The sequence below is a fragment of the Roseomonas sp. CAU 1739 genome (genome assembly GCF_039839775.1).
Lineage (GTDB): Bacteria > Pseudomonadota > Alphaproteobacteria > Acetobacterales > Acetobacteraceae > Neoroseomonas.
This window is the reverse complement of record NZ_JBDOQQ010000013.1, coordinates 112,627-126,994: the sequence shown is the minus strand read 5'-3', so window position 1 is coordinate 126,994 and position 14,368 is coordinate 112,627. Positions and strand designations below refer to the sequence as shown.

The 14,368-nt window shown below is 72.3% G+C and carries 11 protein-coding genes; 7 read left to right on the top strand and 4 right to left on the bottom strand.

The window, feature by feature from the left end; all coding sequences use genetic code 11:
• Positions 1-41 precede the first annotated feature (41 nt).
• The gene (locus AAFN86_RS20125; protein ID WP_347545340.1) at positions 42-1,343 is read left to right on the top strand and encodes an aminotransferase class III-fold pyridoxal phosphate-dependent enzyme; all 1,302 of its coding nucleotides are present in this window, start codon (positions 42-44) and stop codon (positions 1,341-1,343) included.
• Between the two features lie 287 nt (positions 1,344-1,630).
• On the opposite strand, the gene AAFN86_RS20120 is transcribed toward AAFN86_RS20125, so the two are convergent.
• Positions 1,631-2,674 carry a helix-turn-helix transcriptional regulator gene (locus AAFN86_RS20120; RefSeq protein ID WP_347545339.1) on the bottom strand — a complete coding sequence of 348 codons (1,044 nt, stop codon included), beginning with the start codon at positions 2,672-2,674 and terminating at the stop codon, positions 1,631-1,633.
• A 353-nt stretch (positions 2,675-3,027) separates the two neighbouring features.
• Here AAFN86_RS20120 and AAFN86_RS20115 point away from each other — a divergent pair, with 353 nt between their 5' ends.
• Both AAFN86_RS20115 and AAFN86_RS20110 read left to right on the top strand, forming a co-directional pair.
• Positions 3,028-3,978: a hypothetical protein gene (locus tag AAFN86_RS20115; protein WP_347545338.1), complete on the top strand. Its 951-nt coding sequence runs from the start codon at positions 3,028-3,030 to the stop codon at positions 3,976-3,978.
• 61 nt (positions 3,979-4,039) lie between these two features.
• A complete protein-coding gene (locus AAFN86_RS20110) occupies positions 4,040-4,735 on the top strand; it encodes a hypothetical protein (RefSeq protein ID WP_347545337.1) in 696 nt (231 codons plus the stop codon).
• A 126-nt stretch (positions 4,736-4,861) separates the two neighbouring features.
• Here the strand turns inward: AAFN86_RS20110 and upp are convergent, their stop codons facing one another.
• Positions 4,862-5,515, bottom strand: coding sequence for a uracil phosphoribosyltransferase (upp, locus tag AAFN86_RS20105; RefSeq protein ID WP_347545336.1), 654 nt, complete (start codon positions 5,513-5,515; stop codon positions 4,862-4,864).
• Positions 5,516-5,629: 114 nt separating this feature from the next.
• Here upp and AAFN86_RS20100 point away from each other — a divergent pair, with 114 nt between their 5' ends.
• The gene (locus tag AAFN86_RS20100; protein WP_347545335.1) at positions 5,630-6,892 is read left to right on the top strand and encodes a nucleotide sugar dehydrogenase; all 1,263 of its coding nucleotides are present in this window, start codon (positions 5,630-5,632) and stop codon (positions 6,890-6,892) included.
• A gap of 36 nt (positions 6,893-6,928) precedes the next feature.
• Here the strand turns inward: AAFN86_RS20100 and AAFN86_RS20095 are convergent, their stop codons facing one another.
• Together AAFN86_RS20095 and AAFN86_RS20090 are read right to left on the bottom strand one after the other, a co-directional pair.
• The gene (locus AAFN86_RS20095) at positions 6,929-9,310 is read right to left on the bottom strand and encodes a glycosyltransferase (RefSeq protein WP_347545334.1); all 2,382 of its coding nucleotides are present in this window, start codon (positions 9,308-9,310) and stop codon (positions 6,929-6,931) included.
• An 8-nt stretch (positions 9,311-9,318) separates the two neighbouring features.
• The gene (locus AAFN86_RS20090) at positions 9,319-10,950 is read right to left on the bottom strand and encodes a thiamine pyrophosphate-binding protein (protein ID WP_347545333.1); all 1,632 of its coding nucleotides are present in this window, start codon (positions 10,948-10,950) and stop codon (positions 9,319-9,321) included.
• 152 nt (positions 10,951-11,102) lie between these two features.
• Between AAFN86_RS20090 and AAFN86_RS20085 the strand changes: the two genes are divergently transcribed.
• The 3 genes from AAFN86_RS20085 to AAFN86_RS20075 all read left to right on the top strand — a co-directional run bounded on the left by AAFN86_RS20085 (position 11,103) and on the right by AAFN86_RS20075 (position 14,296).
• Positions 11,103-12,089, top strand: a complete 987-nt coding sequence (locus AAFN86_RS20085; RefSeq protein ID WP_347545332.1) for a tripartite tricarboxylate transporter substrate-binding protein — start codon at positions 11,103-11,105, stop codon at positions 12,087-12,089.
• Between the two features lie 149 nt (positions 12,090-12,238).
• Positions 12,239-13,213 carry a tripartite tricarboxylate transporter substrate-binding protein gene (locus AAFN86_RS20080; RefSeq protein ID WP_347545331.1) on the top strand — a complete coding sequence of 325 codons (975 nt, stop codon included), beginning with the start codon at positions 12,239-12,241 and terminating at the stop codon, positions 13,211-13,213.
• Positions 13,214-13,321: 108 nt separating this feature from the next.
• Positions 13,322-14,296: a tripartite tricarboxylate transporter substrate binding protein gene (locus tag AAFN86_RS20075; protein WP_347545330.1), complete on the top strand. Its 975-nt coding sequence runs from the start codon at positions 13,322-13,324 to the stop codon at positions 14,294-14,296.
• Positions 14,297-14,368 lie beyond the last annotated feature (72 nt).

Sequence of the window (14,368 nt, the reverse complement as noted above, 5' to 3'; positions counted from 1 at the left end):
CCGCACGGCAGCAACGCGCGCAGCGCGGCAAGGAGCGGGACATGACGGGCATTGCGAAGGGTGCTGAGGAACTGGCCCTGATGGAGGCGGCCAAGCGCGTGCTGCCCGGTGGCGGCTTCGGCAATTTCGCCAATGACATCATCATCCGTTCGGGCCAGGGCGGGCATGTCAGCGATGTCTCGGGCCGCGACTACATCGACTACCTGCTCGGTTCCGGGCCGATGTTCATCGGCCACAACCACCCGGCGGTGACCGAGGCGGTGCTCGCCCAGATCCCGCTCGGCACGACCTTCTTCGCCAACAACGAACCCGGCATCCACTTGGCGGAAGCCATTGTGGATGCGGTCCCCTGCGTCGAGCAGGTGCGCTTCCTCACCTCGGGCACCGAGGCGGATTTCTACGCCATGCGCCTGGCGCGTGCGTATCGCGGCAAGCCAAAGATCGTGAAGTTCGAGGGCGGCTACCACGGCATGTCCGACTGGGGGCTGATGTCGCTCGCACCCAAGCGCATGGCGAACTTCCCCGAGGCCGTGCCCGACAGCCCCGGCATCCCCGACTCCGTGCGCAACGACGTGCTGGTCGCCCCCTTCAATGACATCGAGGCCGCCGTGCGGCTGATCGAGGCGCATCAGGACGAGATCGGTGGCGTCATCATGGAGCCGCTGCAGCGGCTCATCCCGCCGAAGCCCGGCTTCCTTCAGGCGGTGCGCGACGTGACGGCGCGGCTCGGCATTCCGCTGATCTTCGACGAGGTCGTCACCGGCTTCCGCTTCGCCTATGGCGGCGCGCAGGAATTCTACGGCGTGACGCCCGACATCTGCACCATGGGCAAGATCGTCGGCGGCGGCTTCGCGCTGTCGGCCATCGGCGGCAAGGCCGAGATCATGGCGTTGTTCGACAAGGCGGCGGTCGGCGAAGACCGCTTCCTGACGCAGATCGGCACCCTGTCGGGCAACCCGGTCGCAGCCGTCGCGGGCCTCGCGACGCTCGCCGTGCTGCGTGAACCCGGCACCTACGACAAGGTCCACGCCATGGGCCGCGCGCTGATGGACGGGTTGACCACGCTGATCGCCGAAGCCGGCATCCCGGCGCAGTGCTTGGGCGAACCGGTGCTGTTCGACGTGGTCTACGCCGCCGGCGACATGCGCGACTACCGCGCGCTGCTGCGCCAGGACATGGCCATGCAGAAGCACGTCAACACCGTGCTGCGCAGCCGCGGCATCCTGAAGGGGGACAGCAAGTACTACCTGTCCACCGCGCATACGGCGGCGGACATCGCGCAGACGCTCGATGCGTTCCGCGCGGCGCTGGGCAGCCTGCCGGCGAGCCGCAAGGTGGCGTGAGACAGGGCGGAGGGGCAGCGCCCCGTTGGCGCGGAGTTTGGGTGCCGTGGCGCCTCGGAGAGGGGCCTTGCCCCTCTCCGAACCTCACCCCACCAAAGGCTTAAGGCCTTTGGAAACCTCGGATTTGGCGTTGGACGCCACGGCTCGGTGCGAGGAGCATGGTGCCATCCGTGGCGCCCCTCCAGGCCCGCGCTGTCCCGATGCAAAGCACCAAAATCCCGCGGTCCAGGAGCCCGTTGGCTCCTGGCGGGGTGGTTTGGAGGGGCAGCGCCCCTCCATCCCTTGGATCACGGCCGCGATGCGCGCCGCAGGAGTTCCGACGGCGTTTCGTTGAAGCGACGACGGAACGCGGCGCCGAACCGGGCGAGGTTGGTGAATCCATAGCGGTGCGCGACCGTCGCGATCGAGGCGCCGGTCACGCCAAGGGCCAGCTCGTCCCGCACCCGCTCCAGCCGAATCGCATGCAGCGCGGCGAGTGGCGTCGTGCCGCGGAAATGCTGGAACACGCTGTTCAGGGTCCGGACGCTGCAACCGGAAGCCTCCGCGACCTGCGCGATGTGGATCGGTTCCGCGCTGTTGGCGCGCATGAAATCCTCGGCACGCCGGACATAGGCCGGAATCGCACCGCCGCGCCCGACCTCCAACTGGTCGGCATGGTTGTGCGGCACCGCATGCAGGAGCAGGGTCGTCAGCAGGTCGGTCGTCGAAGCCAGTGCGACGGCATTGGCGGCCACGCCGTCGGGCCGTTGGAATTCCTGCATCACATAGTCGAGCTGGCCCCTCAGGCTCGCCGTCAGGCCGCGGGTCCAATCAAGGTCGGGCCGGAATTCGAGCGGCCTGCGAAGCCGCTGGTCGAGAATGTGCTCCAGCGCCTCCTCGTCCTTCGCGACCTTGAGAAAGACGTTCGCGCGCAGGCTGACGCCGTTGATCAGCAGCCTGGTCCGTGGTCCCGGACGGTACACCATGCCGCAGGCTACGGTGCCGGTCGTCGGCACGCCATCCTGGACCAGGGTCATCTCGCCTTGTAGCGGCATGGTGAGGCAGAACAAGTCGCCGTCGTCACCGTCAATGGTGACTTCCGTCGCGAAACGGCTTTCGCCATAGCTCACCAGCATCGCGCCGGCACCGCGCGTCGCCACGCTCAGGATCGGATCGTCGAAGCGCATGCGCCACAGCCCGCGATCGCGCAGCCGGTACTTGTAGGGGCGACCTGACGGCGGAAGGCGGTCGCTGATACGCGAGCTCGCCCCCAATTCCCCGGGATCGGTCACACGGATCACGTCGAAGCTCGACAGGTGTTCCAGACCGACCATGCGCACGTCCAGCGACATGGCACCACGTCCCGCTGTGCTGGCCGAGGGCGCCCGGCACCCGCCCCTCGGCGGTGCAACATAGACACTTTCGGAAATAGCCATACACAATTCGCGGCAATGACGGCGGAACCTCGCGGTTCCGTCATCGCACTGCATCCCGTTGTGTGACGCTGCGCGCATCGATGGTGGCGGTCGCCCCGTAGATTCGTTCGCAACACGAGCAAGAGGCTTTGCGTCGCGGGCCGCTTGCCCGGTCCGGCACGGCAATGGGGTGTTCGTCATGACCGATGCTCGCAGCATATGGCCAGGAGAAGGGCCATGAGGTGCGCTGACGCCGTGGCCGGCGGGTCTGCCGATCGGAGCCCGCTGTCATGAACTCCGCAGCAGGTGAGGCGGCGCGCCACGTCGCGATGCCGCGGCGCGCACCAGGGCGCGCTATCACGATCATCCGGCACACCGATCCGGGCGCAACGATCCCGACTGCCGGCTCCAGAGCCAGCGCGGCGCGGGGATTTGCACGGTCGATCCTCGCCGCGGCCCTGGCGATCATGCTCCTCGCGCCGGCCACCGGCCTGGCCGGCGAGCCTGACGCGGTGCGCAATGTCGGGCTGCTGTGGCTGCCTGACGAGGCGGCCCCAGCCGCGCCGCCGACCATCGTTATCGCGCTGTACGACACGACAGGGATCGATCCGCGGGGCTGGCACTATGCCGAGCAGCTCACGGCCGCCGGCATCGCTGTGCTGCATGTGGACCTGCAGGATACCTCCGCCGAGGACGGCGGTCCGGTTGGGGCCGATGAACCTGCCGCCGCGCTGACCCGCCTGCGGATGGTGATGGACATCCTTGCCAGAGATCCGTCCTTCGCCGAGGCACCGATCGGCCTCCTGGCCTTCGGCGGTGCCGCACAGGCCGCAACGCTGGCGGCCACGGACCCAAGCCATCGCGGTCGTATCGGGGCCCTGGTCCTGCTCTATCCAGGCTGCGCCGCGCTGGACGCCAGCCTGACGACGCAAGGCCGGGGACCACAAACGCCGGTGTTGTTGCTGCATGGCGATTCCGACCCTGCCAATACGCCGGCCGAGTGCGTCGATCTGGCGGCCCATCTCGCCCGTACTGCGCCCGTACGCCGCGTGCAGTATGCCGGGGCCGGCTACGCCTGGGACATGACGCCGTCCGGGCAATACGAAATCCCCAGCCTGCCCTGGCCTGGCCGCCCCGGTCATCGGGTCCCGGTTCGCTACTGGCCTGCCGGTGCGGCGCTGTCGGCCACCCAAGCCGCGAGTTTCTTCGCGGCAGGCCTCGCGGCGCCGAGGCCGCAATGACCCTGCCGTTCATCCCGGTCCTGCGGGGCCGCCCCATCCCGACCGTGACAGGAGGCCTTCCATGCTGACGTCCCGCTTCGCTGCCGTGGCGCTCGCCGCCGGCTTCGTCGTCACGCCGGCCATTGCCGACGAATACGCGACCTTCCGGCAACTCGACATCGCCTCGATAGCCGCCCCGGACTGCCGGACGGGCGTGCTGCTGACCCTGCCATCCGCCTGGCGGCCGGGCGACGGCGCGGTGGTGCTGCTGACGCCGGAACCGCAGCGCGACGCCGCCCGCGATGGGCTGGTCGCGGCGCTGCTCGGTGAACGGGCGGCCGTGCTCGAACTCGTGCCCCGATCCTGCGAGGCGGTGCGGGCGGGGCGCGACACCGTCGTCGCGGCGGCGCTGGGCGCGCTCGATGCCCTGACGCGCTTGGCGGGTGCCGGCCCGGTGACGCTGATCGGCTACGGCCGGGGCGGCATGGCGGTGCTGGACGTTGTCCGCGAGCCCGCGGCCGACCTGCTCGGGGAGGCCGGACCACGCTACGTCGCCGCGGTGGCGATCGGCGATGGCGCGCCCCGCTTCGCGTTCGGGTCCCGGCCGGCGGCACGGCGCGAGGCATCGTCTCGCCTCTCGACCTTGTGCCAGGCGCTGGCCGTCTCGGCCGGCGGCATGGGCGCGACGCCGGACAGTGCTGCGCCGAACGCTGCCGCCGAGAGCTGCCAATCCGCCATGGCCGGCGAGACATCGCTCGCCACCGTCACCGGCCGGTAGCCACATCCCGGTTGCCGGGAGCATCCGCCGATCAGCGGTTTTCGCCTGGACGTCCGATCACACCCGGCTTGCCGGCCATCGGCGGTCGAACAGCGTCGCGGTTCGGCCCCGGGCGGTGGCTGCCGCTCACGCCGTCCCGAAAATCCGATCCCCGGCGTCCCCCAGGCCGGGCCGGATATACCCATGGTCGTCCAGCGCCCGGTCCACCGCCGCTGTCCAGATCGGCACGTCCGGATGCGCTTCCTGCAGATGCCGGATCCCCTCGGGCGCCGCCAGCAGGCAGACGAAGCGGATCGACTTGCATCCGCGCGCCTTGAACCGGTCGATCGCCGCCACGGCCGAATTGGCTGTCGCCAGCATCGGGTCGAGCACCAGGACCAGCCGTTCCGCAACGTCGGCTGGCGCCTTGAAGTAGTACTCCACCGCCCGCAGCGTCGCCGGGTCCCGATACAGCCCGACATGCGCGACGCGCGCCGCCGGCAGCAGCGCCAGCATCCCGTCGAGCATGCCCAGCCCCGCCCGCAGCACCGGGGCGAGCACCAGTTTCCGCCCGGCGATCCGCGGCGCCATCATCGGTTCCAGCGGCGTCGATATCGGCACCTGTTCCAGCGGCAGGTCGCGCGTCACCTCGTAGCACAGCAGCATGGCGATCTCGCCGAGCAGTCGCCGGAACTCCGGGGAGGGGCAGTCGGCCTCCCGCATGAGGCCGAGCTTGTGCTGGATCATCGGGTGGGTCGCGACATGCACCGGCGCCGTCATTGCCGAGTCCTCCTCGCCCATCGCATCGCCCTCCTGGTCGCCTACTGCTTGGCGGAAAGCCGGGCCGCGCGCCAGTGCCGGACCACAAATCGCCAATGAGTTGATTTAAGATAAAGAAACAACAACTATGCAGGCATGCCCGATACCGGCCTGCTGCCCGACGCCGCCCGGACCGCCCCCGTCGCCGCTGGGGAGGTGGTGGTCATCGGCCTCGGCTATGTCGGCCTGCCGATCGCGCTGGAAGCGGCCGCGGCCGGCTTCGCGGTGACGGGTTTCGACCTCGACCCCGCGGCGGCCCGCGTGGCGGAGGCGGCGTTCCACGGCCGGAGGGGCGCCGGCCGGCTGGTGGCGACCGCCGATCCGCGCGGGCTGCCGCGCGCCGGGACCTGGCTGATCTGCGTGCCGACGCCGCTCGACGCCGCTGGCCGGCCGGACCTTTCGCTGGTCACCGCCGCCCTGGCCACCTGCCGGGCGGGCCTGGCACGCGGGGCGCTGGTCTGCCTAGTTTCCACCTGCCAGCCCGGTGCCACCAACGGGATGTGCCGCGCCGCCCTGGAACGCGACGGCATGGTGGTCGGGCGCGACATCTTCCTCGCCGTCTCGCCCGAACGCGAGAATCCCGGCGCAACCTCACCCGGCCCACGCGCCACGCCGCGCCTGCTCGGCGCGCCGGACCCGGTCTCGCTGGCCCGGGCGCACGCCTTCTGGGCCCGCATCGCCGACCGCGTCATCCCGGTGGCCAGCGCCGAGATCGCCGAATGCGCGAAGCTGCTCGAAAACACCTATCGCCTGGTCAACATCGCGCTGATCGACGAACTGCATCGCGGCTTCGCCGCGCTCGGCGTGCCGACCCGCGCAGTGGTCGAAGCAGCGGCGACCAAGCCCTTCGGCTTCGCCCCCTTCTGGCCCGGCGCGGGGGCTGGCGGGCACTGCATTCCGGTCGATCCGGCCTTCCTGCAAATGGAGTTGGCGCGCGCCGGCGCGGCCTCAAGCCTGCTTGCCGCGGCGGCCGAGGCCAACCGCGACCGGCCGGCCCGCATCCTTGCCGCGGTGGAACAGGCGCTGGGCGGAACGCTCGCGGGGCGGCGCGTGCTGGTTCTCGGCGTCACCTACAAACCCGACGTGCCTGACCTGCGCGGCGCGGCGCCGGCCGCCTTGCTGCATGCGCTGGCGGCGCGCGGGGCCGAGGCGCTGTGGCACGACCCGATGGCCGGACCGGCGCCGCAGGCGTTGGACGGGCTGCGCCGGGTCGATGATCCCGCCGCGGAGGCCGTGGATGCGGTCATCCTGGGCACGCCGCAGCGCGGCTTCGACCTGGCGCGCCTGGCCGGGCTGGCGCCGGTGGTCTTCGACCCGTTCGGCCTGCTGCCGCCGGACCGGCGGGTGCGGGCGGTGTAGGTGGGCCGGCGAGGATGAGGCCGGCCGCCCCATCCTTCACCCGCCCGCCAGATCCGCAAGCCTGTCCATAAGCCGGCCAAGCCGTGCCGCCAGCAACCAGTCCAGCCCCAGCGCATGGCGCCCCGCCGAGTCATCCGGCAGCGGCCCGGCGAACAGTTCCGTGAGCCCCGCATCGGCCATCACCGGCACCCGCCCGGCCAGCAGCGCCAGCGCCAGCGCGCCCGCCCCGGCGACCGCCAGCGCCCCGCTGTCGCGCAGCGCCGCCGCCAGGCGCACCGGCCCCGGCTGCCAGACCGGTTCCGTGGCGGGCCCCGGCGTCGGGCCTGCGGCGAAGGCCGCGCGCGCCTCGGCCATCGAGACCAGCCCGCAGGGTGGCGCCATCGGCGCGGTCACCACGGCGTTCTCCTGCAACAGGATGCCACGTCGCCGCGGGCGGGACGGCACGACGATGTCGGGTGCCAGCGCCATGGCGGCGTTGGAGGCCGCATCGCGGTCATCCTCAAGGAACCAGCCGATCGCCGGGCCGGCGAAGCCGCGGCCGCGCAGTTGCGGCACCCAATCGTCGCCGTCATGGGCGCCGAGCAGGCGCAGCACGAGGTCAGGCGGCGCGCGGCTTTCGGCAGCGCGGGCACGGATCTCCAGCGCGATGCCGCGGCTGGCGAGCGCGGCGCGTGCTTCCTCATGCGCGGTGGCGGAGATCGTCTCGGCGCAGCGGGGGTCGATCAGCAGCAGGCGCGCCGGGCGGCCCTGCGGCTGCAGGGCGGCGCGCAGCCGCGCGGTGACGTCGGCGACGCGCGTGGGCGCCGGGGCGGGGGCTGCAAAGCGGTCGCGCACCGTGGCCTGTTCCAGCGCCACGGCGGCGCGCTGCCCACTGAGTTGCCCGGCATGGGTGCGATAGAAGGCGACCGGCCAGCGGACCTGCGCGATGCGCGCCCCGGCCTGCGCCGCGCGCAGCCAGACTTCATAGTCGAACACCGCCTTGAGCCCGGTATCGAGCCGCCCGCCCAGCCGGTCCCAGCAGCGCCGGGCGATCAGCACCTCGGGCTGGAGGAAGAAGCGCCCGTCGCCCCAACGGCCGAACACATCGGCGAGTGCGGCGACCGTGAAGCCGCCTTGCCCCTCGGCGAGGGGCTGCTGGACGGTGGTGATGCGCCGCGCGCGATGCGCGACCGACCAGCCATGCACCAGGTCGGCGCCAGGATCGGCCGCCCAGGCCGCGCCCAGCGCATGCAGCGCACCCGGGGCGAGCAGGTCGTCGGCATTGATCCAGCCGACCAGATCCGCCTCCGTGCCGGCGAAGCCCTTGCCGATGGCCTCGGCCGGCCCGCCATCGGGCCCGACGATCACGGCATGCAGCCGGTCGCGATGGCGTGCCAGCACCGCCGCCGTGCCATCGGTGGAACCGCCATCGACGACGACATGCTCGACCGCCGGATAGCCCTGCGCGGCGACCGACAGGATGGTCTCCTCGAGCCACGGGCCCGGGTTCAGGCAGGGCGTGACGAGGCGGATGCGCGGCCAGCGCGCGCCGGGCGGCAGACGCGCCTCGAAGCCGCGCCGCGCGGCTTCGGGCGGGGCGGCGAAGGGCCAGGGCAACTCGCCGAAATGCGGCCAGGCGGCGCCGGCCAGCAGCGATGCCCCGGCCGCCGGCAGGCCGCCGAGCAACGCGGCGGCCGCTGCCGCATCGCCGGCCGCCAGCGCCGCATACCCCGCGTTGAACCGTGCCGAGGGATCGGCCGGTAGCCCGGCATGCGCCGCCGCGAAGGCGATCGCCGCGCGTCCCTGGCGATGCGTCGCGTGATGGGCGAGGCCCGCCAGGCTCTGCACCACGCCCAGCCCCGGCCGTGTCATGCGTTCGGCCAGCGCCCGCCCGCCCTGCGCCAGCGCAGCCGCGCCGAGCCTGCGCAGCAGGTCGTCCCGCCCGGCCTCCTCGGCCAGCCGCGCGAGTTCGGCGAGGTCGCCTTCCGGCATGGCGGTGGGGTCGAGGCAGGCGGCCGCCACCAGTTCCTGCAGCAGCCCGAGGTCGGGGCCGTCCTGCATGCCGCGGCGGAAGGCGGGCAGGCCGGCGGCCAAAAGCAATCCGATCGTCGCCCGGTCGGGCCGGGCGCGCCAGCAGTCCAGCAGCACCGCGGTCGCCTCCTGCGGCGCGCCGGTCACATGCAACTGCCCGGCGACGCGGATGCCGATGGCGCCGAGCGCAGAATCGTCCCGTCCGGCCAGCGCCGCGCGCGCCAGGGCACAAGCCGAAGCCGGCCGGCCGAGACCGGCATGCAGCAGCGCCGCGCGCAGCATCAGCGCCGGTTCGCCGCACAGGCCGATCGCTTCGCCAGCAAGCCGTACCGCGCCCGCCAGGTCGCGTGCCGCCGCGGCGGCCTCGGCGGCGGCGAGCCGGGTCTCGGCCTCGGCGGGGCGCGTCACCGGCCGGGCTATTCCGCAGCCCGGGCGGGCGCGGGCAGCACGGCGGCGAGCGATGTGCGCACCACGATCGCGGCCGGGCCGGGGGCGGCGAGGGCGGCAGCCAGCGCCGGGAAATCGCCCTTGCTGTCCACCCGGGTCACCGGCACGCCGAAGGCGCCACACCAGGCAACGAAATCCGGGTTCGCCAGGGATGTGCCCGACACCCGCCCCGGATGCGCCCGTTCCTGGTGGATGCGGATCGAGGCATAGGCGCCATTGTCCGACAGCAGCAGCTTGAGCGGCACGCCGCGCGCCACCGCCACGGCGAATTCGCCCGCGGTCATCAGCGCCCCGCCATCGCCCACCGCGGCAATCACCTGGCGGTCGGGGAAGCGCAGCGAGGCCGCCACCCCCGCCGGCACGCCGAAGCCCATCGCGCCCGAGACCGGGGCCAGCAGCCGCTGCGGCGGCACCCAGGGCACCTTGCGGTAGAAGGGCGCGCCGAAGGTGCCGGCATCGAGCGTGACGATGGCGTCGGCCTTCGCCACCTCGCCCACCAGCCGCACCACTTCGGCGAAGGCGACGCCGTCATTGTGCTGGCCGGGGCGGATGCCGGTATCGGCGAGGTGGATGGCGCGGAGCCGCGCCGTCCAGCCGTCGCGCGAGGCGGGTGCGCCCGGCGCTTCGGCGTCGAGTGCTTCGATCAATGCCAGCGCATCGACCGGCAGTGCCAATTTGGCCGGGAACAGCCAGCCGAGGAAACGCGGATCGGCGCAGACATGCACCAGGCGCTGGCCCTCCGCGGGCCAGGTCCAGCCCTGCGTCGTGATGTCGGTCAGCCGCGTGCCCAGCGCGACCACCAGGTCGGATTCGGCAAAGGCGGCGCGCTGCGCGTCCGGATTGCGCAGGCCAAGGTCGCCCGCATAAAGCGCGTGGCCATTGTCGAACAAATCCTGCCGGCGGAACGACACGGCGACAGGCAGCCGCCACGCCTCGGCAAAGGCCTGCAGCGCCTGCCGCCCGCCCGGACGGTCGAAGGCGTGGCCGGCCAGCAGGATCGGCCGTTCCGCGCCGCGCAGCATGGCCGCGAGGCGCGCCACATCGGCCGGCGCGGGAATCGCAGGGGAGGGCAGCGTGGCGGGCAGGTCCGCCGCGACGCAGGCTTCGGCCAGCACGTCCTCGGGCAGGGACAGCACCACCGGGCCGGGCACCCCCTGCATCGCCATCGCATAGGCGCGCGCGATCAGTTCCGGGATCTGGTTCGGCTCGGTCGCCTCGCCGACCCATTTGGCGATGCCGCCGAACATCCTGCCGTAGTCGATCTCCTGGAAGGCATTGCGGCGCAGGTCGCGCTTTTCCACCTGACCGACCAGCAGGATCAGCGGCACCGCATCCTGTTCCGCCGTATGCACCGCGATCGAGGCATTGCACGCACCCGGCCCGCGCGAGACCAGCACGACGCCCGGCCGCCCCGTCATCTTCGCATCCGCCACCGCCATGAAGCCGGCCCCGCCCTCGCTGCGGCAGGTCACCAGGTCGATCGCCGGATGGGCATGCAGCGCGTCGAGCAGCGCGATGTAAGATTCGCCCGGCACGCAGAAGGCGCGGTCGATGCCCTGGGCGGCGAGGAAGTCGATCAGTCGTTCGGCGGCAGTCGGCATCGCGCAGCGTTTCCTTGGTCGTTGCTCCCCGGATAGCGCGGACCCGCCCGGCGATCCATGCCGCCCATGGCATTGGCCGGCGATCGCGCTATGGTCCTGGCCAAGAAGCATGGCCCCATGCCGGGTCGAAGCCATCGCCGAGGGAATCGTTCATGAGGTTGAACCGTCGCCACACGCTCGCCGCCGCGCTTGCGGTCACCGCCGCGCCGTCGCTGGTCCGCGCGCAGGGTGCCGCCGCGTCCTGGCGCCCGACCCGGCCGATCCGCATGATCGTGCCCTTCGCGCCGGGCGGGTCGAACGACATCGTCGGACGCATCGTTGCGGAAGCCGCCGGCACCGCGCTCGGCCAGCCCATCGTCATCGAGAACCGCGCCGGGGCGGGTTCGGTGATCGGTGCCGAGGCGGCCGCCCGTGCCCCGGCGGACGGCTACACCATCCTGATCAACAGCGCCCACGCCGCGGTGCCGGCGATCGTCGCCCGCGTCCCCTATGATTCGGTGGCCGATTTCACCGGCATCGCCGTGGCCGGCTTCTCGCCCCACGTGCTGGTGGTCAACCCGCAGGTGCCCGCGCGGACGGCGCAGGAACTCGTCGCGCTGCTGAAGGCCAATCCGGGGCGCTACAACCTCGCCACCGCGGGGATCGGCAGCAGCGTGCACATCACCGCCGAACTGCTCCGCAGCACCGCCGGCGTGGAGGCGGAACTGGTGCATTACCGTGGCGGCGGGCCGGCAGTCGCGGCGCTGGTGAGCGGCGAATCGCAGCTTGGCACGCCGACCATGGCCTCCTCGCTCGGCCAGGTGCGGGGCGGGACCATCCGCGCACTGGCGGTCGCCTCGGCCGAGCGCAGCCCGGCGCTGCCGGACGTGCCGAGCGCCCCGGAAGCCGGGCTGCCCGGCCTGATCCTCGAGGAGTTCTTCCCGATCCTCGCCCCCAAGGGCACGCCGCCCGAAGTGCTGGCCGCGCTCGGCGCCGCATTCCAGGCGGCGATCCGGCAGAGCGCGGACAAGATGAACGAGATGGCCGGCGTGCGCCCGCGCGCGGGGTATGAGACGTCCGCCCAGGTGATGGCTCTGGTGCGTGACGGGGCCGAGCAATACACGCGGATCCTGCGCGCCGCCGGCGTGCAGCCGGAATAGCCGGCAGCGGCGCGACACGGCGCGGGATCGTCAGGCCCACGGCGACGGCCACCCTTTGCCGTGGGCGCGCCGAGGCATCGGGCAGGGCGCGGCCCGGGCGCGCCGCGCCGCGACGATTCGAGAGAATGACCAGGGAGGACCAAACGATCATGACCATCACCCGGCGCCCGCTGCTGCTGGCTGGCCTGCTCGCCCCCGCCATCGCCCGCGCCCAGCCCGCCTGGCGCCCCGACCATCCCATCCGCGCCGTCGTGCCCTTCGCGCCCGGCGGTGCCACCGACGTCGTCGCCCGCGTGCTGTCCGAGACGATGGGCACGCTGCTCGGCCAGCCGGTGGTGATCGAGAACCGCGCCGGCGGCGCGGCCGGGCTGATCGGCACCGATGCGGTGGCGAAATCCGCGCCCGACGGGCACACCATCCTCATTCACTCCAACGCGCATGTCATCGCCCCGGCGCTGGTCTCGCGCATGCCCTACGACCCCATCGCCGATTTCGCGATGGTGGCGCATCTGGGCGTCATCCCGCAGGTGCTGGTGGTCAATCCGCGCCTGCCGATGACCGACATGGCATCTTTGCTGACCTGGCTGCGGGCCAATTCGGGGAAGATCAACTTCGCCTCCGCCGGCATCGGCAGCGCCAACCACCTGGCCAGCGAGGTCTTCCGCGCCGCCGTGCCCGGTGTCGAGATGCAGATGGTGCAGTATCGCGGCGGCGGCCCGGCCATGGCGGCGGTGATCTCCGGCGAGGCGCAGATGGCGATCGACCCGGTGGCCTCCGCCGTGCCGCACATCCGCGGTGGCACGGTGCGCGCCATCGCGGTGGCCGGCCCGACCCGCGCGGCCGTGCTGCCCGAGGTGCCATCGGCGACCGAGGCCGGCCTGCCGGCCTGGGCCGCCGGCGCCTGGTTTCTCGCGGCCGCACCGGCACGCACGCCGCCGGCGGCCGTTGCCACGCTCAATGCCGCCTTCAACGAGGCGATGGTGCGTCTCGCCCCGCGCCTTGGTGAACTCGGCGTCGAGCGCCAGCCGCAATACGCCACGCCCGAGGCGGTGCTGGCCTATGTGCGCGTCGAGCAGGAGCGCAGCATCGCCGTGCTGCGCGCGGCCGGCGTGGTGCCGGAGTAGCCGCCCCGCGCGATCGCCCTCGCTGCCGGGCGGATGTGATGTAGCCTGTCCTCACCAGGACAGGCCGCAGCATGAGCCCGTCCGGCCACCGGAGGAGATGCCGCGCCCATGATCCATCGCCGTACCCTGCTCGCCGCCGCGGGCGCGCTGCCGCTCGCCGCTCCGGCGCTCGGCCAGTCGCCCTGGCCCAACAAGCCGGTGCGGGTGATCGTCGGCTTCCCGCCCGGCGGATCGCTCGACGTGATGACGCGGCTTGCCTGCGAGCAGATGCAGAACCGCCTCGGCCAGGCCTTCGTGGTCGAGACGCGGTCCGGCGCCTCCGGCAACATCGGCGCGGAGGCGATCGCGCGGGCCACGCCCGATGGCTACACCATCGGCACCGTCAGCATGCACAACCTGCTGATCAACCCGCTGCTGTTCGCGCGCCTGCCCTACAACGCGGATCGCGACTTCGCCTGGATCAGCGCGATGTGGGACCTGCCCAATGTCGCGGTGGTGCCATCCCAGCATGTGCCCGCGCGCACGCTGGCCGAATTCGTCACCTGGGCGAAGGCGCGGCCGAATGGCGTCAGCTACGGATCTTCCGGCGTGGGGACCACGATCCACCTCTCGGGCGCCTATCTGATGGCGCAGGCGGGCATCCGGGGCGAGCACGTGACCTTCCGCGGCGCGGCGCAGACCATCCCGGCGATGCTGTCGGGCGATATCCAGATCGCGGTGGACAACCTCGCTTCCTATGTCGGGGTCATCCAGGAAGGGCGGATGAAGGCGCTGGCGGTGACCACGCGGGACCGCTGGCCGGGCCTGCCGGATGTGCCAACCATGGCCGAGGCAGGGTTCGCAGGCCTGTCCTACGGGCCGTGGCACCTGTGGGCGGGGCCTGCGGGCACGCCGCAGGCGGTGGTGGATCGGCTGTCGCAAGAAATCCGCACGGCCTTCGCTGACCCGTCACTGCAGCAGCGCGCGATCGGCATGGGGGCCAAGCTGCTCGGCACCACGCCCGAGCAGCTTGCGGACCGGCTGACGCGGGAGAGGCCGATCTGGGCGGAGATGGTGCGGATTTCCGGGGCACAGCCGGAGTAAGGGCGGTGGAACCGGGATGGGCCTTGCCCCTCCCGGACCCACCCCACCAAAGGCCTAAAGGCCTCTGGACAC

Excerpts from the sequence above, each read along its gene's own strand:
- AAFN86_RS20125 (WP_347545340.1), top strand. The coding sequence starts at position 42 with ATGACGGGCATTGCGAAGGGTGCTGAGGAACTGGCCCTGATGGAGGCG.
- AAFN86_RS20100 (WP_347545335.1), top strand. The coding sequence starts at position 5,630 with ATGCCCGATACCGGCCTGCTGCCCGACGCCGCCCGGACCGCCCCCGTC.
- AAFN86_RS20115 (WP_347545338.1), top strand. The coding sequence starts at position 3,028 with ATGAACTCCGCAGCAGGTGAGGCGGCGCGCCACGTCGCGATGCCGCGG.
- AAFN86_RS20110 (WP_347545337.1), top strand. The coding sequence starts at position 4,040 with ATGCTGACGTCCCGCTTCGCTGCCGTGGCGCTCGCCGCCGGCTTCGTC.
- AAFN86_RS20090 (WP_347545333.1), bottom strand. The coding sequence starts at position 10,950 with ATGCCGACTGCCGCCGAACGACTGATCGACTTCCTCGCCGCCCAGGGC.
- AAFN86_RS20080 (WP_347545331.1), top strand. The coding sequence starts at position 12,239 with ATGACCATCACCCGGCGCCCGCTGCTGCTGGCTGGCCTGCTCGCCCCC.
- AAFN86_RS20075 (WP_347545330.1), top strand. The coding sequence starts at position 13,322 with ATGATCCATCGCCGTACCCTGCTCGCCGCCGCGGGCGCGCTGCCGCTC.
- upp (WP_347545336.1), bottom strand. The coding sequence starts at position 5,515 with ATGGGCGAGGAGGACTCGGCAATGACGGCGCCGGTGCATGTCGCGACC.
- AAFN86_RS20085 (WP_347545332.1), top strand. The coding sequence starts at position 11,103 with ATGAGGTTGAACCGTCGCCACACGCTCGCCGCCGCGCTTGCGGTCACC.
- AAFN86_RS20120 (WP_347545339.1), bottom strand. The coding sequence starts at position 2,674 with ATGTCGCTGGACGTGCGCATGGTCGGTCTGGAACACCTGTCGAGCTTC.